At 64.1% G+C, this 24,554-nt stretch carries 16 protein-coding genes; 11 read left to right on the top strand and 5 right to left on the bottom strand.

Annotated elements, in window-relative coordinates:
* Positions 1-30 precede the first annotated feature (30 nt).
* From mfd to AB1286_RS01065, 3 genes are all read left to right on the top strand, one after another.
* On the top strand, positions 31-3,558 hold the full coding sequence (mfd, locus tag AB1286_RS01075; RefSeq protein WP_430361521.1) for a transcription-repair coupling factor: 3,528 nt from the start codon (positions 31-33) through the stop codon (positions 3,556-3,558).
* A 105-nt stretch (positions 3,559-3,663) separates the two neighbouring features.
* Positions 3,664-4,920 (top strand): acetylornithine deacetylase, encoded by a 1,257-nt coding sequence (argE, locus tag AB1286_RS01070; protein ID WP_430361520.1) that lies wholly within the window; start codon positions 3,664-3,666, stop codon positions 4,918-4,920.
* A gap of 20 nt (positions 4,921-4,940) precedes the next feature.
* The gene (locus AB1286_RS01065; protein ID WP_430361519.1) at positions 4,941-5,957 is read left to right on the top strand and encodes a threonine/serine dehydratase; all 1,017 of its coding nucleotides are present in this window, start codon (positions 4,941-4,943) and stop codon (positions 5,955-5,957) included.
* 464 nt (positions 5,958-6,421) lie between these two features.
* Here AB1286_RS01065 and AB1286_RS01060 read toward each other — a convergent pair whose 3' ends face one another.
* Both AB1286_RS01060 and AB1286_RS01055 read right to left on the bottom strand, forming a co-directional pair.
* Entirely contained in the window at positions 6,422-7,573 is a 1,152-nt protein-coding gene (locus tag AB1286_RS01060) for a patatin-like phospholipase family protein (RefSeq protein ID WP_430361518.1), read from the bottom strand.
* 74 nt (positions 7,574-7,647) lie between these two features.
* On the bottom strand, positions 7,648-10,119 hold the full coding sequence (locus AB1286_RS01055; protein ID WP_430361517.1) for a penicillin-binding protein 1A: 2,472 nt from the start codon (positions 10,117-10,119) through the stop codon (positions 7,648-7,650).
* 379 nt (positions 10,120-10,498) lie between these two features.
* Between AB1286_RS01055 and AB1286_RS01050 the strand changes: the two genes are divergently transcribed.
* The 5 genes from AB1286_RS01050 (at position 10,499) to AB1286_RS01030 (ending at position 15,852) form a co-directional block, all read left to right on the top strand.
* Complete coding sequence (locus AB1286_RS01050; protein ID WP_430361516.1) at positions 10,499-11,011, top strand: hypothetical protein; 513 nt, start codon at positions 10,499-10,501, stop codon at positions 11,009-11,011.
* 275 nt (positions 11,012-11,286) lie between these two features.
* A complete protein-coding gene (locus tag AB1286_RS01045) occupies positions 11,287-11,973 on the top strand; it encodes a PspA/IM30 family protein (protein WP_430361515.1) in 687 nt (228 codons plus the stop codon).
* A gap of 89 nt (positions 11,974-12,062) precedes the next feature.
* Entirely contained in the window at positions 12,063-13,220 is a 1,158-nt protein-coding gene (locus AB1286_RS01040) for a tetratricopeptide repeat protein (RefSeq protein WP_430361514.1), read from the top strand.
* A 2-nt stretch (positions 13,221-13,222) separates the two neighbouring features.
* Positions 13,223-14,725, top strand: a complete 1,503-nt coding sequence (locus AB1286_RS01035; RefSeq protein WP_430361513.1) for a flavin-containing monooxygenase — start codon at positions 13,223-13,225, stop codon at positions 14,723-14,725.
* Between the two features lie 158 nt (positions 14,726-14,883).
* Complete coding sequence (locus AB1286_RS01030; protein ID WP_430361512.1) at positions 14,884-15,852, top strand: alpha/beta fold hydrolase; 969 nt, start codon at positions 14,884-14,886, stop codon at positions 15,850-15,852.
* Positions 15,853-15,921: 69 nt separating this feature from the next.
* On the opposite strand, the gene AB1286_RS01025 is transcribed toward AB1286_RS01030, so the two are convergent.
* Complete coding sequence (locus AB1286_RS01025; RefSeq protein ID WP_430361511.1) at positions 15,922-17,553, bottom strand: methyl-accepting chemotaxis protein; 1,632 nt, start codon at positions 17,551-17,553, stop codon at positions 15,922-15,924.
* Positions 17,554-18,018: 465 nt separating this feature from the next.
* Between AB1286_RS01025 and AB1286_RS01020 the strand changes: the two genes are divergently transcribed.
* Positions 18,019-19,422 (top strand): methyl-accepting chemotaxis protein, encoded by a 1,404-nt coding sequence (locus AB1286_RS01020; RefSeq protein ID WP_430361510.1) that lies wholly within the window; start codon positions 18,019-18,021, stop codon positions 19,420-19,422.
* A gap of 127 nt (positions 19,423-19,549) precedes the next feature.
* Positions 19,550-19,990: a large conductance mechanosensitive channel protein MscL gene (mscL, locus tag AB1286_RS01015; protein WP_430361509.1), complete on the top strand. Its 441-nt coding sequence runs from the start codon at positions 19,550-19,552 to the stop codon at positions 19,988-19,990.
* 95 nt (positions 19,991-20,085) lie between these two features.
* On the opposite strand, the gene AB1286_RS01010 is transcribed toward mscL, so the two are convergent.
* Entirely contained in the window at positions 20,086-22,056 is a 1,971-nt protein-coding gene (locus tag AB1286_RS01010) for a response regulator (protein WP_430361508.1), read from the bottom strand.
* Positions 22,057-22,094: 38 nt separating this feature from the next.
* Positions 22,095-23,702, bottom strand: a complete 1,608-nt coding sequence (locus AB1286_RS01005; protein ID WP_430361507.1) for a sensor histidine kinase — start codon at positions 23,700-23,702, stop codon at positions 22,095-22,097.
* Positions 23,703-24,070: 368 nt separating this feature from the next.
* Here AB1286_RS01005 and AB1286_RS01000 point away from each other — a divergent pair, with 368 nt between their 5' ends.
* Complete coding sequence (locus AB1286_RS01000; RefSeq protein ID WP_430361506.1) at positions 24,071-24,553, top strand: hypothetical protein; 483 nt, start codon at positions 24,071-24,073, stop codon at positions 24,551-24,553.
* Position 24,554: the final 1 nt, after the last annotated feature.

Genomic DNA, 24,554 nt, shown 5'->3' with positions numbered 1-24,554 from the left:
CGTTCAAGCTAAGGCCGCACGCCCTTCGTCATGCCGCAATCCGATCCCTCGTTAGCCTCGTCCAATCTGCCGCTCGCACTCGTCAAAGCCGGTCAACGCTTCGCGTTCGACGGCACGCACGGCTCGTCCGACGCCCTGCTGATCGCGCGCTACAGCGAAGCTGCGCGCCTGCACGCGACGCAAGGCCAGCAACCGCAAGGGTCGCCGCCTAAAGAGCGGCAACCGCTTCTCGCCGTCGTCTGCGCCAGCGCCGTCGACGCCCAGCGCCTCGCCCAAGAGATCCCCTGGTTCGCACCCAACGCGCGCGTTCGGCTGCTGCCGGACTGGGAAACGCTACCCTACGACACGTTTTCGCCCCACCAAGATCTCGTGTCCGAGCGGCTGGCGACGCTGCACGACCTAGGCGAAGGACGCTGCGACATCCTGCTGGTGCCGGCCACGACGGCGTTGTACCGCATGCCGCCCGCGGCATTTCTGGCCGCCTACACGTTCTCGTTCACGCAAGGCGAGCGGCTCGACGAGGCAAAGCTCAAAGCGCAATTGACGCTCGCCGGTTACGAGCACGTGAGCCAGGTGGTGCGCCCGGGCGAATACTGCGTACGCGGCTCGCTGATCGATCTGTTTCCGATGGGCTCGCCGCTGCCGTATCGGCTCGATCTCTTCGACGATCAAGTCGATTCGATTCGCGCGTTCGATCCGGACACGCAGCGCAGCCTGTACCCGGTGCGCGACGTACGCCTGCTGCCCGGCCGAGAGTTTCCGTTCGACGAAGCGGCACGCACGGCATTTCGCAGCCGCTGGCGCGAGGTGTTCGAAGGCGATCCGAGCCGTTCGTCGATCTACAAGGACATCGGTAACGGCGTGCCCTCGGCGGGTATCGAGTATTACCTGCCGCTTTTCTTCGACGAAACGGCCACGCTCTTTCACTATCTGCCCGCGGATGCCCATCTCGCATTCGTCGGCGACTTGGACGGCGCCATCCGCCGGTTTACGACCGATACGAAACAGCGCTACAGCTTCCTCTCGCACGATCGCGAACGACCGATCCTCGAGCCGCAGCGCCTGTTTTTGTCCGACGACGATTTCTACACGCTCGCCAAACCGTTCGCGCGTCTGGTCTTGCCCGCGGGCGGCGACGGCGCGTGGTCGACGGCGCTTCCGATGCTGGCGATCGACCGGCACGCCGACGACCCCGTCCTCGCACTGCGCCGCTATATCGAGGGCAGCGGCCGGCGCGTGCTGTTGGCGGCTGAATCGGCGGGCCGCCGAGAGACGATCGCGCAACTTCTGGCCGAACACGGCCTGCGCCCCGAGTCGATCGACAGCTTCGAGGATTGGCTGACGAGCGACGCGCGCTTCACGCTCGGCGTCTCGCCGCTGACGAACGGTTTCTCGCTGCCCGGCGAGGGCATCTCGATCGTCACGGAAACCGAGCTCTACGGCGCCCTTGCACGCCGCGCCGGCCGCCGTCGACAAGAGCAGGCGAGCAGCGTCGATTCGATGGTGCGCGACCTGTCCGAATTGAAGGTCGGCGACCCCGTGGTGCATGCCCAGCACGGCATCGGCCGTTATATGGGCCTCGTGACGATGGACCTCGGCGAAGGCGAAACCGAGTTCCTACACCTCGAATACGCGAGCGACAGCAAGCTCTACGTGCCGGTCGCTCAGTTGCATGTGATCTCGCGCTATAGCGGCGCCGACCCCGAAAGCGCCCCGCTGCACGCGCTCGGTTCGGGCCAGTGGGAAAAGGCCAAGCGCAAGGCGGCGCAGCAAATTCGCGATACGGCTGCCGAGCTGCTCAATCTCTATGCGCGCCGCGCCGCGCGCGAAGGCCACGCGTTCAAGCTCGAGCCGCGCGATTACGCCAAATTCGCGGAAAGCTTCGGCTTCGAGGAAACGCCCGACCAAGCCGCCGCGATCGCAGCCGTCATCGGCGACATGACGACGGGACGACCGATGGATCGCCTCGTGTGCGGCGACGTCGGCTTCGGCAAGACCGAGGTAGCGTTGCGCGCCGCCTTCATCGCCGTGATGGCCGGCAAGCAAGTCGCGCTGCTTTCGCCCACGACGCTGCTCGCCGAGCAGCATACGCAAACCTTCAGCGACCGCTTCGCCGATTGGCCCGTGCGCATCGCCGAGCTTTCGCGATTCAAATCGACGAAGGAAGTGAACGCCGCCGTCGCGCAAATCAACGACGGGTCGGTCGACATCGTCATCGGTACGCACAAGCTGCTTTCCTCCGACGTGCGCTTCAAGCGTCTCGGGCTCGTCATCATCGACGAAGAGCACCGCTTCGGCGTCCGCCAGAAGGAAGCGCTCAAAGCGTTGCGCGCGGAAGTGGACGTGCTCACGCTGACGGCCACTCCGATTCCACGTACGCTCGGCATGGCGCTCGAAGGGCTGCGCGATTTTTCGGTCATCGCGACGGCGCCGCAAAAGCGGCTTGCGATCAAGACGTTCGTGCGACGCGAGGAAGACGGCGTCATTCGCGAGGCTATGCTGCGCGAATTGAAGCGCGGCGGGCAAGTCTACTTCCTGCACAACGAAGTGGAGACTATCGAGAACCGCCGTGCCATGCTCGAAGCGCTCGTGCCCGAGGCGCGCATCGCCGTGGCGCACGGTCAAATGCACGAACGCGAGTTGGAGCGCGTCATGCGCGAGTTCGTGGCGCAACGGGCCAACGTCTTGCTGTGCACGACCATCATCGAGACCGGCATCGACGTGCCGAGCTCCAATACGATCATCATTCACCGTGCCGACAAATTCGGTCTCGCGCAGCTCCATCAATTGCGCGGCCGCGTCGGGCGTTCGCATCACCAAGCCTATGCGTACCTGCTCGTGCACGATCCGCAAGGACTGACGAAGCAAGCGCAGCGCCGGCTCGAGGCCATCCAGCAAATGGAGGAGCTGGGCTCGGGCTTTTATCTCGCGATGCACGATCTCGAGATTCGCGGTACCGGCGAAGTGCTCGGCGACAAGCAATCGGGCGAGATCCACGAAATCGGCTTCCAGCTTTATTCGGATATGCTCGCCGACGCCGTGAAGGCGCTCAAGAACGGACAAGAGCCCGACCTGACGGCCCCGCTCGCGGCCACGACGGAGATCAACCTGCACGCGCCGGCGATTTTGCCGGCCGATTATTGCGGCGACGTGCAAGAGCGGCTTTCGATCTATAAGCGTCTCGCCAGTTGCGAAACGAGCGATTCGATCGACGACATCCAAGAGGAACTGATCGATCGTTTCGGCAAGCTGCCTGCGCAGGCGCATGCCCTCGTCGAAACGCATCGGTTGCGGCTCGCCGCGAAACCGCTCGGTATCTCGAAGATCGACGCGGGGGAAGCCGCCATCAGCTTGCAGTTCGTTCCGAACCCGCCGATCGACGCGATGCGCATCATCGAAATGGTGCAAAAGAACAAGAACATCAAGCTCGCGGGGCAAGACAAACTGCGCATCGAAACACGCAGTCCCGACTTGTCCGTGCGGCTCGCGACCGTGAAGGAATCGCTGCGCGCGCTGGGGGCGCCGGCACGGCAAAGCGCGGGGGCGACAGCGCGCTGAGCCCCGCCCGATGGCGCAGTGCACAAACGAGAAGGATGCCGCCGCCGAGGCCCTTCTCGTTTTTTTTCGGTATGATCGGAGCCACTTAAAGGCTGGAGCTTCATCATGTCGCAGGCTGCTGAAACGGCACCGCTTTCCTCTCCTTCTTCGTCCCGGCCCGCTTCGGCCTCTCCCGCCTACACGGAACTCTCGCCGCTCGGCCTCTCGTGGGTCCAGCGGCTCGTGTCCATCGATACGACGAGCCGCGTCCCGAACCTCGGTCTCATCGAGATGGTGCGCGATGGGCTGGCCGAGCAAGGCATCGTCGCGACGCTCACGCACGATCACCGTGGACAATGGGCGAACCTATTCGCCACGATCCCGGCGCACGACGGGACGACGAACGGCGGCGTGGTGCTCTCCGGGCATACGGACGTCGTGCCCGTCGACGGTCAAGCTTGGGATAGCGATCCGTTCAAGCCCGAGGTGCGAGACGCTCGGCTCTACGGGCGCGGCACGTGCGATATGAAAGGCTTTATCGGCATTGCACTCGGGCTCGTACCCGAGATGCGAGCGGCGAAACTCGCGAAGCCGATTCACCTCGCGCTCTCGTTCGACGAAGAGATCGGCTGCGCCGGTGCGCCGTATATGATCGACGAGCTTGTTTCGCGTGGCTTGAAGCCGGAAGGATGCATCGTGGGCGAGCCGACGAGCATGCGCCCCATCGTGGCCCATAAAGGCATCAATGCCTATCGCTGCTGCGTGAGCGGCCACGCGGCCCACTCTTCGCTGACCCCGAAGGGATTGAACGCGATCGAGTACGCGGCGCGGCTCATTTGCCATATCCGCGACTTGGCCGATGCGATGCGCCGCGACGGCCCGTTCGACGAGCACTACGACGTGCCGTTCACGACGGCGCAAACAAGCACGATCGAAGGCGGCAATGCCATCAATACCGTGCCCGCGCAATGCCGCTTCGCGTTCGAATTCCGCAACCTGCCGACGCTCGACCCCGAGGCGATCTTCGCGCGCATCGAGCGCTATGCACAGGAGACGCTGCTACCGCAAATGCGTCGCGAGCATCCCAGCGCCGCCATCGAGTTCACGAAGATCGCCGCGGCGCCGGGCCTCGACGCATCGGAACAAGCCGCCATCACGGAACTCGTACGAGCCTTGACCGCCAATCGCGAAACGCGCAAGGTCGCCTATGGCACCGAAGCGGGACTATTCGCACGCGCCGGCGTGCCGAGCATCGTCTGCGGGCCTGGCGACATCGAGCAGGCGCACAAGCCGAACGAATACGTCGAGATTGCGCAACTCGCGGCATGCGAAGCGTTTCTGCGCAAATTCATTCGCAGCATGTCGGTCGGTACGCAAGCATAGCGCGCCGAACGCTCCAAGCCATGTCCACCGCTACCCCACAGCCCTCGAACCGAACGATCGACGCAGAGCCGATCCCGACGCTCGACGCGATCGCGACACAGCACTTCGCGCTAACGCCCTGGGTATTGCGCACGCCCGTGTTCGAGCGGCACGATTTCCCGTCGCTCGAAGACACGTCCGTCAACTTCAAGTTCGAACTGTTGCAGGCCGGCGGCAGTTTCAAAGTACGCGGTGCGTTCACGAATCTGCTTGCGCTCGATGCTGCGCAACGCAGTGCCGGCGTGACGTGCGTGTCGGGCGGCAATCACGCGGCGGCCGTGGCGTATGCCGCGATGCGGCTCGGCGTCAGCGCGAAAGTCGTCGTACCGCGCACGACGACCTTAGCGCGGCTTGCACTGTGTCAACAGTATCGCGCCGAAGTCGTCCTGGCCGATACGCTCGCCGAAGCGTTCGATTTGGTCCGCCGTATCGAGGCGGAGGAAGGCCGCTTCTTCGTCCATCCGTTCAATGGATATCGAACGGTGCTCGGTACCGCGACACTCGGCTACGAATGGGCCACGCAGACGCCCGATCTGGACGCCGTGATCGTGCCGATCGGCGGCGGCGGACTCGCCGCCGGTGTGTCGACCGCGCTGCGCCTCGCCAATACGCGCGTGCACGTATTCGGCGTCGAGCCGGAAGGCGCGGACGTGATGAGCAAGAGCTTTGCCGCGAACCATACGGTCAAGATGGGTGCCATGCACACGATCGCCGATTCGCTCGCGGCGCCGCATACCGAGCAATACAGCTACGAGCTATGCCGCCGTCATATCGATCGGATCGTCACCGTCTCGGACGATGCATTGCGCGACGCGATGGCAAAGCTATTCACGCGCCTGAAGATCGCGGCCGAGCCTGCCTGCGCAGCGCCGCTGGCCGCCCTGCTCGGCCCGCTGCGCGAAACGCTGCAAGGCAAGCGGGTCGGCGTGTTGCTGAGCGGCTCGAATACCGATCCAGCCACGTTTGCCGCACAACTGGAGCAGGCACCGCGACAGTGAGCGCTGCGAGGCTTCAGACGCAGAAAAGCTCTCCGCTCGGGCCCTTGAGGCCGAATGGCAGTCCGCTCACCGTCTTTTGGTACGCGATATATCCATTCTTCGCTAGTCTCGGCACTACCGGTCGGCACCATTTGTGTCGCCGACCAACTGTTCATATCGTCGATTTCAGTGGTCGACGCGTAATAAACGTTGCTACCGCCATCGCCTCGGAACGCGACATAGAGTTGACTGTCGAAAACCGTCATTGCCGGCGAGATAACCGCCGCGCGGCACGCGTGGAGCGCCGATGTCGAGACCGAAGCACCGCGGACGAGTCGGCAGTTATCCCCAGATTGTGTTGACAGACCTGTTGATAAGCTTGGGGCGATGATCCTAAGCGGTTGTCCGCACAACGATTTTTCTACCGCGCACGATTTGCATCACTTCGCGTATCGAAGCGCCGAATCGTAGAAATCTCGATACGCTCAAGCGCCGGGCGCGGCGCGATGAACGGCGATGCCTTCCATCGGATCCATCGTCTCGCGCCATGGCGCGCGTTCGAGCATGCCACGCGTATCGTCGTAACCGGCCGCACGCCGACGCTCGATTCCGCGCGGAGAAAAATCGATGTCCTTGTGCAGATCGTCATCGCCGAAGCTCGGTGCATCGAGTTCGACCACTTGCATCGTCGTGCCGCAACCCCAAGCAAGCAAGTCCCGCACGGCCTGCTGATCGCGCATCGGCTCGGCAATGTATTGCTCGAGTTCGCGAATGACATGGCGCAATCGATGGATTTGCCGCTGCCGTTCGAGATGGCTTTGCGCGCGGCTCGAATACTGGATGTCGCGCTGACGAACCATGGCTTCGACGATCGACTCCGGCTCCCGCCCGTTCGCCGGCCAAAGCTGCACCGCAAAGATCACGGAGCTGCGCCGCGGCCGATCGTCGAGCACGGCCTCGAGCGGCGTATTCGAATAGATGCCGCCGTCCCAATACGATTCGCCGTCGACCTGCACCGATGGAAAACCAGGCGGAAATGCAGCCGATGCCATCACGTGTTCGACCGTGAGCGGCGCATCGCGATTCGTGAAGTAATGCATCCGCGCTTGCGCGACGTGCACGGCCCCGACCGTCAGCCGGACGTTGCGCGCATTGAGGTAGTCGAAATCGACGAGCGTATGCAGCGTCTCGCGCAGCGGCTGCGTCGTATAGAACGCGGCATGCTCTCGTCCGAGCGGCGTATTCAACGCCCACCATGCGTACGGAGACGGCGTAAAAAACGCCGGGATGCCTTGCAGAAAGATCGACGCGCGGCGCCACCAATCGTCGAACGTCGGCAGCCATCCTGACGTTGCGCCGCCCGCCGCCGCGACGCGGGACCAGAAGGCATCGAGCCGAGCTAAGCGATGTTCCGGCGGATTGCCGGCGATGATCGCGCCGTTGATGGCGCCGATCGACGTACCGATGACCCAGTCGGGCTCGATACCCGCGTCATGCAGCGCTTGATAGACGCCCGCCTGATAAGCACCGAGCGCCCCGCCGCCCTGCAATACGAGCACGATCTGGCCGGCGATGCCGGCCCGGCTCGCGCCGCTCTCGAGCGGCATGTCGGCGCCGCCCACTTTGCTCTCGTCCATCTGCCCCTCCGTCGCATCGCGCGAAGCAATCTGTCCGATGTACGCAAGCGAGCGGCGCTCGGATGCGCCGAGCCTTAGGGCCGGTTGTCCTCGAAGAGATTGAGGATCTGCTTTTGCTCTTGCTGCGTCACGTCAGGCGGCGGCGCGGCCATCCCGGCCGGCCCGACCGAGCCGACGGCAGCGCTCGCGTCGCTGGCGCCGCCGGCCAACGCCGTACCCGAATCCATGCCGATGCTGGCCAAGAAGCCGTTGCCCGGCACCTTGTCGGCTAGATAGACCTCGCCGTCGATCGACACCACGTCTTGCGGCATCGGCATCGGCTGATCCGGCACCCCGCGCAACGCACGACCCATGTATTCGACCCAAATCGGCAGCGCGAGCTGAGCGCCGAACTCTCGGCTACCCAAGCTCTTGGGCTGATCGTAGCCCATCCATGCCACGGCGACGAGCGTCGGCTGATAGCCCGCGAACCAGCCGTCCTTCGCGTCGTTCGTCGTCCCGGTCTTGCCGGAAAGATCCGAGCGATGGAGCGCGTTGGTGCCCGCGCCCGTGCCGGCGGTCGCCACCGAATGCAGCAAGCTGTTCATCAGGTAGGCGTTGCCCGCACTGATCGCGCGCGGCGCATCGCGGCCCGCGACGATCGGTTGGGCCTTCGAAATCGCCTGGCCGCGTGCATCGTCGACTTCGGCGATCAGATAGGGATTGACGCGATAGCCGCCGTTGGCGAACACCGAATACGCCACTGCCGACTGCAACGGCGTGACGAGACCGGCACCCAGCGCCATCGGCAGATACGGCGGCGTCTTGTCGGCGTCGAAGCCGAAACGCTGCGTCACGTAGTCTTGCGCGTACTTGGTGCCGATGAAGGACAGGATCCGGATCGAAACGAGGTTTTTCGATTTCTCGAGCGCGACGCGCATCGACATCGGCCCTTCCGGATGATCGTCGTCCTTCGGCTCCCACGGTTGACCGCCCGGCGTGCTCGGCGGGAAATAGAGCGGCGCGTCGTCGATGATCGTCGCGGGCGCGAGGCCCTTTTCGAGCGATGCCGAGTAGATGAACGGCTTGAAGCTCGAGCCCGGCTGACGCCACGCTTGCGTCACGTGGTTGAACTTGTTTTTGTTGAAGTCGAACCCGCCCACGAGTGCCCGCACGGCACCGTCTTGCGGCGCGAGCGAGACGAGCGCGCCTTCGACCTGCGGCAGTTGCGTGATTTGCCAGTTGTCCTTCGCGTCGGGCATCAAGCGCACGATCGAACCCGGGCGGATGCGCTGTTGCTGCGACGCGCGCGCGCCGAGTGCAAACGCCGCGAACCGCAGACCTTCGCCGGTCACTTGCGCCGTCCCGCCGTCGACGAATTGCACCGTCACTTGCTTCGGGCTCGCATCGGTCACGACACCGGCGACGAGTTCGCCGTCATCGGGGTGATCGGCGAGTGCGTCGTCGATCGCCTCGTCGCGCTGATCGCCCGCCGCGGGCAACTCGACGAAGCCCTCGGGCCCACGATAGCCGTGGCGGCGCTCGTAATCCATGACGCCCTTGCGCACGGCGCGATAGGCCGCGTCCTGATCGGCCGAGTCGATCGTCGTCGTGACCGTCAAGCCGCGCGTGTACGTTTCGTCCTTGTACTGCGCGTACATCATCTGCCGCACCATTTCGGCGACGTATTCGGCGTGCACGCTGTATTCGTTGCCGGCGACCTTGGTATGGATCGGCTCTTTGACGGCTTCGTCGTATTGCGGCTGCGTGATGTAGCCGAGCTCGAACATCCGCTTCAGGATGTACGCTTGCCGGATCTTCGCGCGTTTCGGATTGACGATGGGGTTATAGGCCGACGGCGCCTTCGGCAGCCCGGCCAGCATCGCGGCCTGCGCCACCGTAATGTCCTTCAGATCCTTGCCGAAGTAGACGCGAGCCGCCGCGGCAAAGCCGTAGGCGCGCTCGCCCAGATAAATCTGGTTCATGTACAGCTCGAGGATCTGATCTTTCGTGAGCGCGCGTTCGATCTTATACGCGAGCATCATTTCGTAGATCTTGCGCGTGTACGTCTTCTCGCTCGAAAGGAAGAAGTTGCGCGCCACCTGCATCGTGATCGTGCTCGCGCCTTGCGAAGCGCCGCCATGCATCAGATCGGTCGTGCCGGCACGCAAGATCCCGACGAAATCGACGCCGCCGTGCTCGTAGAAGCGATAGTCCTCGATCGCGAGGACCGCTTTTTTCATGATGTCCGGGATGTCTTGGAACCGCACGAGGCTACGCCGCTCCTCGCCGAACTCGCCGATCAGCACGTGATCGGCTGTATAGACGCGTAACGGGACTTTCGGGCGATAGTCGGTCAGCGCGTCGAGCGAGGGCAACTGCGGCGCCATGACAATCAACGCGTAGCCGACGATCAGCGCCCCGACCACGGCTAGCGCGGCCACGAGCCCCGCGAAGGTCAACGCGATGCGGGTGCCGAGGGAGCGGCGGCTATCGGGAGCGGATCGGGAAGGTTCTCGGTCGTCGACCGGACGGTCGGCGGAAGGCGGTCGTTTGATAATAGGCATGACGGCATGAATGGCGCGGCTCTCAGCGCCTTACTCGCGCAGGCGGTATCCGCTGCGCAACTCGTAGTAGTCGTGTGGTCGGCCGTGCTCCGGCTCAACCGCCGGGGACGGGCCAACAGCGCATTCTAATGAAATCGCCGCGACCGCATCGGAATTTTTTTGTAAGAATTAACCCAAAGCGGCAGATTCGCCCGATAGTCGGAAGTTATCAACAGAAAATGTTGAAAGACCTGTGGAGAATGTCCAGAAAACGCGCCCAAGTCATTGATCGGGCACGGATTGCGCTGTCGCTTACGTTTCGAGGCAGCGCGCCGCTTTATGATGGCGAATATCGCCCCTGCGCGCGCCGCGCCGCGCGTGCCCTCCTTGCGAGCCGACCATGAACGCACCCAGCGAACGCCTCGTCGACTTCGTCACACCCGCGCAAAAGCGCGTGCTCGCGGCTCGCGCTGCGCGCATGGGCATTAGTTTGAGCGAGCTCGTACGCCGTGCGGTGCTCGCCTTCGACGATACGGGCCAGGAGGTGCGCGCAGCGGGACTCGTCGATCGGCTCGGCGCGGCCAGTGCCGCTCGTGCAGACGATACGCTACGACGCCTCGCGCAAGGCCGGCCGGCAGGCGATGCGCACTCGCATTCGGCGTCGAACGACCTGAATGCGCCAAGCTCTGCGCCGGACAGGCTCGCAAACGAGCCCCCCGCACCGCCCGTGGCCGCCGCGGTTGCACGGGCCCTAGCGCAACAGGCGGACGCGCCGAGCGACGAGCAGCTCGATTTGGAAACGCAAGCGCTCGTTGCCCGCGTGATCGCGCACGAAGCGCCTGCCGGTGCGGCCGAAACGGAACCCGTGCCCGGCCACGGTGAGGCGAGCGCGGCAACCGGCCGTTTGGCGTGAACCGTCGCATAATGCGGCCGTCGAAGCGCCGTCGCCGAGCGACGGCGGCGCGTTCGATTTAAGCGGGCTTTAACGAACGGCTGTTGTACTATCCGCGGGCGGTAAAAAATAGGAAGCGATCGCGACGCATCTCTTGCAATCGCACCGCGCGCCCCGACATTTGGGCAGGCTACGCCGCGCCGCCCACAGCAAGGCGGCGTAGCATGTAGACATCGGTACTTGACGAACGGCCACACGCTCGCGCTCGGCGCCGACTTAATTTCACGGAGGTTTTCATGTCGTTGTTCGACTCTATTTCGCGTACCGTCAAAGGCTTGCTCAATGATGCGGCCGATTCCGTGCAGGACCCTTCGCGCGACGCGCGTCAGATCGTACGCGAGCTCGACGAGAGCATCGGCAAGGCCGAAAACGCGTTGATCGAAATCGAGGCGCAAGTGGCCATGCAGCAAAGCAAGCGCGACGCCGCTGCCGAGAAAGCGAAGAAGTACGAGGACGGCGCGAAGCGCGCGCTGCAATCCGGCGACGAAGGGCTCGCGCGCGAAGCATTGGCAGCCCAAGCGAACGCCGAATCCGAGCGCGATGCGCTGGCTAAGGAACTCGCCACGCTCGAGCCTTCCGTCGATCAGCTCAAGAGCCAAATCGCCGATATGCGTCAGCGCCGTAACGATCTGAATGCGCGCTCGAACATTCTTCAGGCGAAACAAGAGATTTCGCAAGCGAAGGACGTTGCGGCGACCGCGCTTGGCGGCATCGGCGGCAAGAACCTGTCCGAGGACTTCCGCAAGCTCGAAGACAAGGTCGCGCTCTCCAACGCGCGCTCCGATGCACGGCTGAATTCGGCCGATACGTCGTCGGGCAAGGCGCTCGAAGATAAGCTCGCGGCGCTCGATCGCGGCCCTTCGGTCGAGGATCGTCTCGAAGCGCTCAAAAAGCAGATGAATTCGAATACGCCGGCGCAATAGCGCATGGCGATGCGGGCGGGCCGCCTCGGCTTGTCCGCTCGAACAGGTCGATGGTTATGGAGACGGGCGCGGTTCGCCCGGTTCAGGCAATGAAGAGATTTCTCGCAGCTTTGGGGCTCGCCCTGATGTTCGTTTCGAGCGCGGCGTTGGCCGTGCCGAGCGTCACCGAAGTCGAGCGCGCGATGGCGCAGGGTCGTTGGCAGCAAGCCGATGCCGAGCTTTCGCAAGTGCTTGCGGCTCACCCGAACAATGCGCACGCGCACTATCTGTACGGGCAGGTGCTCGAGAGCGAGGGCCGGTACCCAGACGCGCTCGCGCAAATCGAGCAAGCCAAGACGCTCGATCCGCAGATGCGTTTCACGAGCCCGGGGCGCTTCGCGCAAGTCGAGGCCCGTATTCGCTCGGCGGCAACCCGGACAAGCGCGCCCACGCCGAGCACGCATAGCGGCGGCAATGCGCTCACAAGCGCGCTGCCTTCGGCACCCGCGCCGACGCATCGCGGACCGTCGATCGGGATGTGGATCGTGCTCGCGGTGCTGATCGTCGGCGTCGTGTTGATCCTGCGCTGGACGTTGCGCCGGGCCCGCTCGAATGAAGACGGCCGCGCCGACGAGGAGCGCCGCGCGCAACTGAAGCGCGCCACCGAGTTGCTCAACGCCACCCGTTCGCTGAAACTCGATGCACGGCTGTCGACCGCACCCGGCCATGAAACGCTCGCAAGCGAGATCGAAAACGTCGAAAACCAACTCCGTGCGCTCGTCGAATCGCTATCCAACAACGGTAATCCGGTGCCGGCCTACCAGCTCGACGATCTCGCTCGTCAACTCGATAGCCTGCGGGCTCGCGCCGAAGGCCGGCCCGATCCGAACGCGCAAACGCCGGGGGCCGGCCCCTCCGCCTATGCGCAAGAAGCCGAGCGTCTTCAGCAACAGCAGGCGCCGTACGGTGCGCAGCAACCGTACCCCATGCAGCAACAACCCCCGATCGTCGTTCAACAAGGCGGCGGCGGCATGGGCGGCTTGCTGACCGGCGTGCTGCTTGGCGAGGCGCTGTCGCATGGCCGCGATCGCGTGGTTGAGCGCGACGTGTACATCGACGACGACGAAGCGCGCCGCCGCGCCGCGGAGCGCGGCGATGCCGGGAACATCGATTTCGGCCAGGGCTCGAACGACTGGAACGACGGCGGCGGCAGCGACGGCAATGTCGATTTCGGCAACAACGACTCCGGTGGATGGAGCGATAACTGAGCGTGAGCGGTTCGAGCAAGATCCCGCTGCGCGTGGCGATCGTCGGCAGCGGGTTCGCCGGCATCGGCATGGCCATTCGGCTGCGGCGCATGGGTGTCGCCTCGTTGACGGTCTACGAAGCGGCGGCCGACATCGGCGGGACTTGGCGTGACAACGCATACCCGGGCGCCGCGTGCGATATCCCTTCGCATCTTTACTCGTTTTCGTTCGCGCCGAACCCGTCGTGGTCCCGCACGTTCGCCTCGCAGCCGGAAATTCTCGATTACCTGAAGCGTTGCGCGCACGAATACGGCATCGCGCCGCTAATCCGTTGCAACACGCGCGTCACGGCGGCGCGCTTCGACGACGACGCATGCGTCTGGCGGCTCGACCTATCGACGAAGCAAGCCGGAAACGATGCGTCCGAGACGAGCGAAACGATCGAAGCGGACGTCCTCATCGCGGCAAACGGCCCGCTCTCGCGTCCGGCGTTGCCCGAGATCGCCGGGCTCGAACGTTTTCGCGGCAAACGCTTTCATTCTGCGCGCTGGGACCACGCGTATTCGCTCGAGGGCAAGACCGTGGCCGTCATCGGCACCGGTGCGAGCGCCGTGCAGTTCATCCCGCACGTCCAGCGGCACGCGGCTCAACTCAATGTATTTCAGCGCACCCCGCCGTGGATCATGCCTCGGGGCGATCGACCGATCAGCGAACGCGCGAAACGCGCATTTCGCGTCTTGCCGCTCGCGCAACGGCTCGCGCGCTGGTCGATCTATTGGCGTCACGAGGCACGCGCCCTCGCCTTCATCGTCAATCCCCGGTGGATGCAAGCGCCGATGCGCTTCGCGTCGAACTACCTCGAACGGCGCGTCAAAGACCCGGTGCTGCGCGCGAAGCTCACGCCCAACTATCTGCTCGGCTGCAAACGCGTCCTGCTATCGAGCGATTACTATCCGGCGCTCACGCAGCCGAACGTCGATGTCATTACAGTGCCGATACGCGAAATCGTCGAGGACGGCCTAGTAACCGAGGACGGCCGCCACTGGCGCGTCGATGTCGTCATCTGCGGTACCGGCTTTCAGGTGGCCGATGCAGGGGCGCCGTTCCCGATTTTCGGGGCGCAGGGCGCCGACCTCGATGCGCGCTGGCGCAATGAGGGACCCCAAGCGTATTTAGGCGCGACGATCGCCGGCTTTCCGAACTTGTTCATGATGATCGGCCCCAACACCGGTCTCGGCCACAACTCGATGGTCTACATGATCGAGTCGCACATCGCCTACATCGCGAGTTGCTTGCGAGCGCTCACCCGGCGCGGCGCTCGCACGATGCAAGTGCGCGAACCCGTGGAGCATGCGTTCAACGAGCGGATACAGCAGGCATTTCGTAAGACTGTTTGGTCGAGCGGCTGCCGCAGTTGGTATCTCTCCAAGCGAGGCAGAAACACGGCGCTATGGCCCGGCTTCACCTTCGCATTCCGGCGGCTCACTCGGCGAGTACGTGCCGACGATTACATTTTCGACAAGTGACGCTCGCGATCGGCTGCGCGCAGGGAGCGAATTAGACCTCGAATACCGCCTCTAAAGCACGACGCGCGCTTACGTTCGCCAACACAATAGCGAACTGGTTCGGCACGACATCAACGCATGCCGCTCGACGCCACTGCTTCGAGCACAGGGAGAGGACCATGCAAGCCACGCCGTCTCGCGCCGCGTTACCCCGGCGCTCATGGCTCGAGCGTTTGGGGGTGATTAGCCTCGGGCGCGACGAGCTCGTTCGCCGTTATGGCCGTCCGCATTCTCGCTGGCTCTCGCTCTTGGGTGCCCGCGTCCACTATTTGGACGAAGGCCCGAGCGGCGACGGCGGCTCGCCCATCGTTCTATTGCACGGGTTCGGCGCATCGCTCGATACGTGGGACGGCGTCGCGGCAGCGCTCGCGCGCGAGCATCGCGTCATCCGCGTCGATCTGCCGCCGTTCGGCATCACCGGTCCGCTGCGCGCGGCATCGGGCGAGATCGCCACGATGGATCTGCCCATGTATCGCGCCTTCATCGACGCCTTCGTCGCGGCGCTTAACATCGAACGCGCAACGTTCATCGGCAATTCGCTCGGCGGCCTCATCGCGTGGGACTATGCGCTGCGTCACCCGGCGGGCGTCGAGAAGCTCGTGCTCGTCGATGCCGCGGGCTTTCGGATGAAGCTGCCTCGGCACATCGCACTCTTTACGCAGCCGCTCGTGCGGCTGACCGTTTCGCATTGCATGCCGGATGCGTTCGTCACCGACGCGATTCGTTCGGTCTACGGCGATCCGCGCCGCCCCGATGCCGCCACGCTACGACGCTACGCCGACTTTTTTCACGGCGAAGGCACGCGCGAAGCGGTGGTCAAGATGGTGCCGACGCTCGATTTCGCCGCGCTCGATGTCGAAGCGCTGTCGCGCCTGGCGGTACCCACACTCGTGCTATGGGGCGGCAAAGACCGCTGGATTCCGCTTGCGCATGCGAACGAGTTCGCTCGACGTATTCGCGGTGCGCATCTCGTGATCTACCCCGAGCTCGGCCATATCCCGATGGAAGAAGCGCCCGAGCGCGTTCTCGCCGACTTACACGCGTTTTTCGAACGGACGACCGGCGCCGCGTTGCGCGTCGCCGGTTAAGCCACACAGGCGGCGCTCGATAGGCGGCCCGCCTGCTCGTTTTCGAACGCGCCTTTCGGCGCGCATCGCTCAGGCCGCCAGCGCGGGCTCGACGCCAAGCGGCTCGCGCGCAAGCCGAGAAGCGGCGATACGCGACGAGTAATCGGCCGAATGGCCCTGCACGTGGAAGACCGCGACGGCCGCGTCGAGTTGAGCCGCTTGCTCCTGGAGCGAAGCGGCTGCCGCGGCGGCTTGCTCCACCAACGCGGCATTTTGCTGCGTGACCGAATCCATCTGAACGACGGCGAGGTTGATCTGCTCGATGCCGCTCGATTGCTCGCCCGATGCCGCGCTAATCTTGCCGATGATGTCCGTCACGCGATGCACGGCGGCCACGACTTGATCCATCGTTTCGCCCGCACGGCCCACGAGCGCGCTGCCGTTGTGCACCTTGTCGGCCGAGGCCGCGATCAGCGATTTGATTTCCTTCGCCGCGCTCGCGCTGCGCTGCGCGAGACTGCGTACCTCGCCTGCCACCACCGCGAAGCCGCGCCCCTGCTCGCCGGCGCGGGCCGCTTCCACCGCCGCGTTCAGCGCCAAGATGTTCGTTTGGAACGCGATGCCTTCGATGACGCCGATGATGTCGCCGATCTGATGCGAACTCGAGGCGATATCCTCCATCGTGCGCACGACGTCGCCCACGACCTCGCCGCCACGCGTCGCGGTATCGGACGCATCGCGGGCCAAGTCGCTCGCTTCGAGCGCGTGCGAGGCATTGAGCTTCACCGTGGCCGTCAACTGCTCCATGCTGGACGCCGTCTCTTGCAACGAGGCGGCTTGCTGCTCGGTCCGCTGCGACAAATCGGCGTTGCCGGTCGCGATTTCACGTGCGCCGTGCATGATCGCTTCCGAACCGGTGCGCACACGCGACACCGTGGCCACGAGCGCGACCTGCATCTGCTGTAGCGCCACGAGCAAACGCCCCATTTCGTTTTGACGATCGACCGAGATCGAGCCCGTCAGATCGCCCGCGGCGATACGCTCGAAGTGCTTGATGACGGCATCGATAGGCCGCACGACGGCCGACACGAGCGCCCCGCGTGCGAATAGACCGATCACGAGCGCGAGCGCAGCGATAGCCGCGGCGCCCGTGGCCAGATCGTGGAACGTCGCTTGAGCATCGGCGTAGCGAGCCTCTTGATGCGAGACCTGCAACGCCTCGAGATCGGCGATCGCCTTCTCGTAGCGCCCGTACAGCTCGTTCGCCGTCTGCCCCTGAATCGTGCGGAAGGTGTTGAAGTCGTTTTGCTCGAGCGCCTGGAATTCGGGATTGATCGCCTGCTGCACAAGTGCGGTGCGCGCCGCGCCGACGGCATCGGCCAGATGCGCTTCATTTTCGTCGCGCGGTTTGGCGAGGTAATCGTTCCACTGCGCGTCGCTGTCCTTCAGCACGCCGTGCGCCTTCGGCAACAAATCGTCGCCGGCTTTACCCATCGAAAATAGGGTCTCATAGCTGCCCAGCGCAAGCCGCACTTGCAACATGCGCTCGGAGCTCGTTTTCAAATGGGTCAGCGCGGCCGTATCGGTCGCGTACATCTGCTTGAGCGCGTCGTTGCTTTTTTGCAGGCCCAGCATGCCTGCGCCCATTGCCGCAATCAGGGCGAGCGTATAGCCCGCGATCGTGAGCGTCAGCCCACCGCGAATCGTGAAACGTTTAAACATGGCATCGACGTGCGCGCGCTCTCGACGAGGCGTCGCACGGTCCCCTCCGTGGTGGTGGTAAAGCGCGCACATGCGGCTCTCTGCGGAGCGTCGGATGGACCCGGCCTGCTGCGAGTGGTGTCTGGATCGGGCGCGTCGTGCGTGCGAAGGTTCACGCGCAATCTAAGCGTTTCGCGGCGATTGCGCAATGGCTGGAAGCACTATCGTCATACTATCGTCATCCCCCCTTCAGCCCGGCCGCTCATCGTCCGTTAACGCAAAGGAGAGCCTATCGACACGAGCAGTCAAGCCTCGTTTGCACGGAGCGACACCTGCCCTTGCGCGCACGTACAAGGCGTAAGTACCGCGTAAGTGGAATCGGATAGATATGGGCGCGCACGTGCCGCCGGTTTCCGGCGGCGGCAAAACTACGAATGACGCGCGAATCAATAGCGAATAGCGAATTCGCGCCAAGGAGACAGCATCATGCGCTTGACTTTGCGTCGGCCGGGGGCCGCGCGTTCGATCGTCGGCGATATCGCCGAATATGCCGGCAAGCTGGGCATCGAAATCTGCGACGTGTCCGGGCATGTGGAGGAAGTCGCCAATCGGGTGGCCCAACATGCGAACGTCTGCCGCTCGCTGCGCGAGTCGGCGTCGGTCACGATGCAAGGCAATCACCGTATCGCGCAGGCCGCGCAGCAAGTTCGCGTGGTTAGCAGCGAAGCCTCGAGTGCGGTCGAACAGTCGCGTCAAACGCTCGATGCTTCGCTCGCGGACATTCACGGCCTCGTCGAAGGCGTCACAGGCATCGCGACCCAAATCGAAGCGCTGCGTGAAGCGCTCGACCATGTCAGCACCGTCTCCGAGGAAATCTCGCTGATTGCCCGGCAAACGCATCTGCTCGCGATCAACGCGGCGATCGAGGCTGCCCGTGCCGGCGAGTCGGGCAAGAGCTTCGCCGTCGTCGCGGCCGAAGTCAAAAACCTGTCGAGCAAGACCGCGCAGGCGACCGCCCAAATCGAAGCGACGCTCGCGCGCCTCACCCAGCAGACCGAACAACTGATCGCAGACGGCGCCGAAAACACGGCGCGCGCGCATCGCGTGAAGGAAGGCTCGGCGACGATCGGCGGCATCGTCGAATCGACGGGCACGGCAATCAACCAGTTGCACGAGGAAGCCGAACAAATCGCAACGTTGACCGGCGAGATAGAGACGCAGTGCCACCACCTAGAGGAACAGGTGGGAGACATGGCGACGGGCGTCGAGCATTCGAGCGAGAACTTCCTCCAAGCGAAAGACCGGCTCTCCAACCTCTTGTCCGTCTCGGAGACGCTGATCGAGCTCACGGCTGCCACGGGCGTGGAGACACCCGATACGCGCTTCATCTCGGCCGCGCAACGCACGGCCGACGCGATCGGCAAGCGCTTCGAACAAGCGCTCGCGCGCGGCGAAATCACCGAGGCTGCGTTATTCGACGCTCAGTACGTTCCGGTCCCCGGCACCGATCCGCAGCAGTTCATGACGCAATTCACCGCGTTCACCGATCGCGTGTTACCCGAGATTCAAGAGCCGTTGCTTGCGTTGGACGCACGCGTGGCGTTTTGCGCCGCCGTGGACGTGCGCGGCTATCTGCCCACCCACAATCGGAAGTTCTCGCAAGCGCAACGCCCAGGCGACCCGGTTTGGAACGCGGCCAACTGCCGGAACCGCCGCATCTTTCCCGATCGCACGGGGCTCGCGGCCGCGACGCACACGAAGCCGTTCTTGCTGCAAACGTACCGACGCGACATGGGCGGCGGCGCCTACGCGATAATGAAAGACGCTTCCGCGCCGATCTACGTGAACGGCCGCCATTGGGGCGGCTTACGGCTCGGCTATAAGAGTTGACGCTCGCGCCGCAAGCGAAATTTCCTCCCGTTACGATCGGCCGTTCGCTATCATGGCCGCGATGGCATGCGCCTTGCAATCTCGATGCAGTTCGCATGTATCCCGTCAAGCAAGGAGGAAAAACAATATGGGTATCGTCAAGGAATTCAGGGAATTCGCCGTCAAGGGCAACGTGATGGATTTGGCCGTCGGTGTGATCATCGGCGGCGCGTTCTCGACCATCGTCAATTCCATCGTCAAAGATCTGATCATGCCGATCGTCGGCGTGGCCACGGGCGGCCTCGACTTCTCGAACAAATTCATTCGACTCGGCGATATACCGCCTACGTTCAAGGGCAACCCCGATTCCTTCAAAGATCTGCAAACGGCCGGTGTAGCCGTATTCGGCTACGGCTCGTTCATTACGGCGGTCATCAACTTCGTCATTCTGGCCATCATCGTGTTCGGGATCGTCAAGCTCATGAACACGATGCGCAAACGTCAAGAAGAGGCGCCGGCCGCGCCGCCGCCCACGCCGGAAGACGTGCTGTTGCTGCGCGAAATCCGCGACTCGCTCAAGCAACGCTGAGGCGGCCCCGAGCAAGCCCCGGCAGGCGCCAAGCGGGCCCCAAGCATGCGAGCCGGTCTCGATCCGAAGGCCGGATCGACTCGACGGCGCGCCCGCTAGCCGCCTTGCGTTTTTCGCTCGGCCGCGCGTTGAATCAGCACCTCCAGTTGCGCGAAATTCACGGGCTTCGTCAAATGCGCCGTGAAGCCGGCGGCGAGACAACGCCGGATGTCTTCGTCCGAGCCGTACCCCGTCAATGCGATCGCCGGGACCTGCGAATGCTTACGCACGGCGCTCACGAAATCGAGTCCCGTGCCGTCGGGCAAGCCCACGTCGCTCACGATCAAATCGAAGGTGCGCGCCCCCGTCGCGGCCAGTGCCTCGGCCACCGATGCCGCGACGGCCACGTCATGCCCCAGCGAGCTCATCAGGTGTGCCATGACGTCGGCCGTATCGGCATGATCCTCCACGAGCAAGATCGCAATCCGCTCCTTTCCGGCGGCTTGCGACGACATGGCGGGTACCGGCTCGAGCGCGGGCAAGGCTGTCGTCGGCAACGCGATCGTGAAGGTCGCCCCGCAATGCGGTCCGGGGCTGCGCGCGCTCACCGTGCCGCCGTGCGCGTCCGTTAGGGCCTTGGTGATGGCCAGCCCTAGGCCCAGGCCGCCGAACTGCTGCGTCATGCGCTGGCTGCCCTGCTCGAACGCATTGAACAGCTTGCCGATCTGCTCGGGGGCGATGCCGATACCCGTGTCCTCGATTTCGATCTCGATGCGCATGCGCGCATCGCGCGTGCGCACGTAGATGTGACCGCCGTCGGGCGTAAACTTCGCGGCGTTACGTACGAGGTTCCATAGCATCTGCTGCAACCGGGCCGGATCGGCCAGCACGAAATGATTCTCGGCGCGCTTTTCCACATGCACGTCGAGCGCCTTGACCTGAATCTCGGCGCGAAACAGCTCGAGCACGCTATCGACGACGTCGTGCACGTCGACCGTTTCCAGTGCAAGGCGCAGTTTGCCGTTCGCGACGCGAGTCAAGTCGAGCAAGTCGTCGATGAGCCTAGCCTCGAGTTCGATGTTGCGCCGGATCATCTTCACGCTCGATTGCGCCGCGGCCGGCAGATCGGGCATCGTCTCGAGCACGCGCGTTCCCGCGAGCACCGGGGTGAGCGGCGTACGTAACTCATGCGACAGCATGGCGAGGAACCGATCCTTCGCGCGATTGGCCTCCTCGGTCGTCTGCCGCGCGCATTGCTCGGCCGCGAGCAAGCGTTCGCGCTCCTCCATGGCCTCGCGCTGCGATTGGATGTCGGTGCAGCTCGCGAACCACTTGCCGACGCGGCCGTTGGCATCGCGCACGTCGGCCATCCGCATGTCGAACCAGCGATACGTCCCGTCGACGGCGCGCAACCGAAGTTCATGCCGATAGCCTGCGTCGACGGCACCGCCCACGGCATCGAACCACGATCGCCGCAACGCGTCGCGGTCGTCGGGATGGACGGCATCGAGCCAGCCGAGCCCGCGCGAAGCCGCTTCGTCGAGCCCGGTGTAGGCATACCATTGCTTCGAGAAGAAGTCGCACTCGCCTTTTGCGTTGCTCGTGAAAACGAGGTGCGGCAACGCCTCCGACAAACTACGATAGTGCGCCTCGCGATCGCGCAGCAACAGCGCCTCGGCCGATGCGCGCTGCAATCGGACTTGCGCGAGTACGCGCTCCACGGCCTCCGGCAAATACTCCAAGTAGCCGCCCGACTTCGGTACGACATCCGAAATGCCGGCACGCAAGGCCTCGATCACGCGCGATTCGTCGGTAAAGCCCGTCACGAGAATCGCGGGCAGCACGGTCCCCTCGTCGCGCAAACGGCGGAAGAAATCGAGCCCGGTCTCGGCGCTGTCCAACTGGTAGTCGAGCACGAGCAGATCCGGCGCATCGCCGGGCAATCGAGCATACGCCGCGCGCGCGCTCGAATAGGCGAAGACGCGGCAGCCCGCGCGTTCGAGCGACTTCCGCGCAAGCCGCAAAATGCCCTCGTCGTCGTCGACGATCAGCACGCGGGCGGACTCTTGGCGAGAAACGTCGGTCATACAGGTTTATGAGTTCGTTCGGCGCCACGCATGGCGCGTCAAGTCATCCGCAAGGGTTGCTCGGGCAACGTCACGTAAAAGGTCGAGCCGATGCCTTCCGTCGATTCGACCCAAGCGCGTCCCCCGTGCCGCTCGGTTACACGGCGTACGAGCGCAAGACCGATACCGTCGCCTTTCGCGCGATCGCCGTGCAACCGTTGAAACGCGCTGAACATTTTCGGCATGCAGGCATCGGGAATGCCAAGGCCGTTGTCGCGTACGAAATATGTACGCATTCTAGGCGCTCGTTCGCCGTTTTCGTGCGGCGCCTGATCCAGTGTGCCGATCTCGATCCGGCCGGCACGCGACGGATCGAGATAATTCACGGCGTTGCCGATCAAGTTGGCGAAGATTTGTTCGATCGCGGTCGGATCGCCCCAGACAGGCGGCAACTCGCCCACGGATACGGTCGCGCCGCGTTCGACGATCGCCTGATGCAGCGATTCGACGACGCGCGCCACGGCCCGCGCCACGCTCACGCGCTGCCACTGATACTCGAGCCGGCCCGCCCGCGAAATGCGCAGCAGTGCATCGATGATCGACGCCGAGCGTGCGACCGCGGTGCGCAAAAAGTGCAGCGCTTCGCTCAAGTTCCCATCGAGCACGCGCGTAATGCGCGTGCGCTCGGCCTCGGGCAAGCGGGCCGCATCGATCATCGAGCGCAACTCTTCGCAGGACACCTGAAGTTCGCGCGAAAACCCTTGCAGGTTGACGAGCGGCGATCGCAAATCGTGCGATACGCTATAAATGAACATATCGTTGTCTTGCTTTTGCTGACGCAAGTTGTCGTTGACTTGGGTCAGCTCTTGCGCGCGCGATTCGAGCGTGGCTTGGAGCGCGGCTTGGTCGTGCTCCGACTCCGTGAGCAATCCGCTCGTCCGGTGCAGCGCCGCATCGAGATCGGCGAGCTCGTCGTTGCCCGCGAGCGGCGCGCCTAGCGCCTGCGCGCGACCGAGCCGTTGCGCATTGGCCGTAAGCGTGCGCAGGCGACGCCCAATGTTGCCCGCAAACGCGAGCGCCGCAATGGCCCAAATCAGCATCGAACCGGCGATCGCGGCAATGAGCGCGTCGCGCTGCTGTTCGCGCGTCGCAGTCAGTTGCGTGCTGCGTTCGCCGTCGAGCCGCGACTCATCCGCGACGAATGCACCCAGTTCGTCGCGAAACGCCTGTATCGCCGGCGGCAACGGCGTCGCATCGAACGAAGCCAGTTCGACCGGTCTGCCGTCGTGCAGCGCACGATAAGCCTCGTCCGTCTGTGCACGAAACGCATCGACGGCCTCGCGCATGCGCCGCACCCGCTCCACTTGCAGGGGATCGTCCGCCACCAGTTTTTCGAGTCGGGACAGCCGATCGCCGAGATCGACCCAAACAACCTGCCGGTCGACGAAGGACGCATCGCCGAGAATCAAGCCGGCGCGCACGCGCGAGGCCTCGCGCAAAAGCGGATCGACGATAACCGATGCTTGATAGAGCACCTGTTTGCTGTGCGATGCCCATTGCGCCGCCTGCGTTGCCTGCTCCTGCGTTTTCGACAACAAGCCGACAAGCGCGAGCTCGACCAAGCTCGGCACGGCGATCAGCAGCAGCCCCTTCGTGAATAGTTTCATGCGTCCTTGGCGGCCCCCTCGACTCGCGCGCCTCTCTCTGGCGCGGCACGGCGCTTGCGTTGCACGACGTGCAACAGTGAAACCGGACCATTATCCGTGCTGTTCCGAGATATTTCAACGGACGATATCGAGGCGCGTGTGCGCACAGAAGTTGGCATTTTTTATGAGTTAGGTCATCACTTCGGTGAAACTCGGGCCTATTATTGCCATAGATGTCGAGTTCGGTGCGACGCACGCCATGCACGGCTTCGGCATGACTGCGTACGAGCGTCGGGAATATGGCCGAAACGGTGCTCGGTCGTGAATGCGACGATTTCGTATGCTATAAAAGATCGGACGTGCGGCGCGCGAGAGCCGGGAGTGGTCGCATGAGGACGCTGTGTTTCTTGCAACTCTTTTTCAGGCGAATGTTTATGTCCTTCCCGAGAAAGCGCAGGCGCGCGAGTGCGGACAGCAAAGAATCGTTTCTCGCCGTCCTGCGCCAGTTCAAACCCTTTGTTCAGCTCGATACGAAGATCGCCCGTGCGCGTGCGCAGGACGAGCCCGTGCTCTATGAGCACGTTCTGCCCGGGCTCGACGTTCTGCTATGCACCGTGCGTGGGGCGCAGCCGCCCTATCCCGACGTCGACGAGTTGCGCCGCCGCTGTATCGAATCGATCGCGAACGCGCTCGAGCAGCCGCTCGAAGGGCTCGAGAACGGTGGGTATTGGTACGAGACGAACGGGTTTGGTTTCCTCGTCTTCGCGAGCCGCGCACGCGCGAAAATCCTGCCCGAATTCGGCGCGGGCGCCGTGACCCGAGGCACGCGCAAGCAGAACGCCGGCGACGCCGCACCGCGCTCGTTTCGCTAAC

The sequence above is a fragment of the Trinickia sp. NRRL B-1857 genome (genome assembly GCF_050470685.1).
GTDB lineage: Bacteria > Pseudomonadota > Gammaproteobacteria > Burkholderiales > Burkholderiaceae > Trinickia.
Note: the sequence above shows the minus strand (reverse complement) of the source record. Positions and strands in the feature narration are given on the sequence as shown.

Excerpts from the sequence above, each read along its gene's own strand:
- AB1286_RS01010 (WP_430361508.1), bottom strand. The coding sequence starts at position 22,056 with ATGACCGACGTTTCTCGCCAAGAGTCCGCCCGCGTGCTGATCGTCGAC.
- AB1286_RS01030 (WP_430361512.1), top strand. The coding sequence starts at position 14,884 with ATGCAAGCCACGCCGTCTCGCGCCGCGTTACCCCGGCGCTCATGGCTC.
- AB1286_RS01065 (WP_430361519.1), top strand. The coding sequence starts at position 4,941 with ATGTCCACCGCTACCCCACAGCCCTCGAACCGAACGATCGACGCAGAG.
- AB1286_RS01045 (WP_430361515.1), top strand. The coding sequence starts at position 11,287 with ATGTCGTTGTTCGACTCTATTTCGCGTACCGTCAAAGGCTTGCTCAAT.
- AB1286_RS01050 (WP_430361516.1), top strand. The coding sequence starts at position 10,499 with ATGAACGCACCCAGCGAACGCCTCGTCGACTTCGTCACACCCGCGCAA.
- AB1286_RS01005 (WP_430361507.1), bottom strand. The coding sequence starts at position 23,702 with ATGAAACTATTCACGAAGGGGCTGCTGCTGATCGCCGTGCCGAGCTTG.
- AB1286_RS01060 (WP_430361518.1), bottom strand. The coding sequence starts at position 7,573 with ATGGACGAGAGCAAAGTGGGCGGCGCCGACATGCCGCTCGAGAGCGGC.
- AB1286_RS01025 (WP_430361511.1), bottom strand. The coding sequence starts at position 17,553 with ATGTTTAAACGTTTCACGATTCGCGGTGGGCTGACGCTCACGATCGCG.
- argE (WP_430361520.1), top strand. The coding sequence starts at position 3,664 with ATGTCGCAGGCTGCTGAAACGGCACCGCTTTCCTCTCCTTCTTCGTCC.
- AB1286_RS01020 (WP_430361510.1), top strand. The coding sequence starts at position 18,019 with ATGCGCTTGACTTTGCGTCGGCCGGGGGCCGCGCGTTCGATCGTCGGC.
- AB1286_RS01000 (WP_430361506.1), top strand. The coding sequence starts at position 24,071 with ATGAGGACGCTGTGTTTCTTGCAACTCTTTTTCAGGCGAATGTTTATG.
- mfd (WP_430361521.1), top strand. The coding sequence starts at position 31 with ATGCCGCAATCCGATCCCTCGTTAGCCTCGTCCAATCTGCCGCTCGCA.
- mscL (WP_430361509.1), top strand. The coding sequence starts at position 19,550 with ATGGGTATCGTCAAGGAATTCAGGGAATTCGCCGTCAAGGGCAACGTG.
- AB1286_RS01055 (WP_430361517.1), bottom strand. The coding sequence starts at position 10,119 with ATGCCTATTATCAAACGACCGCCTTCCGCCGACCGTCCGGTCGACGAC.
- AB1286_RS01040 (WP_430361514.1), top strand. The coding sequence starts at position 12,063 with ATGAAGAGATTTCTCGCAGCTTTGGGGCTCGCCCTGATGTTCGTTTCG.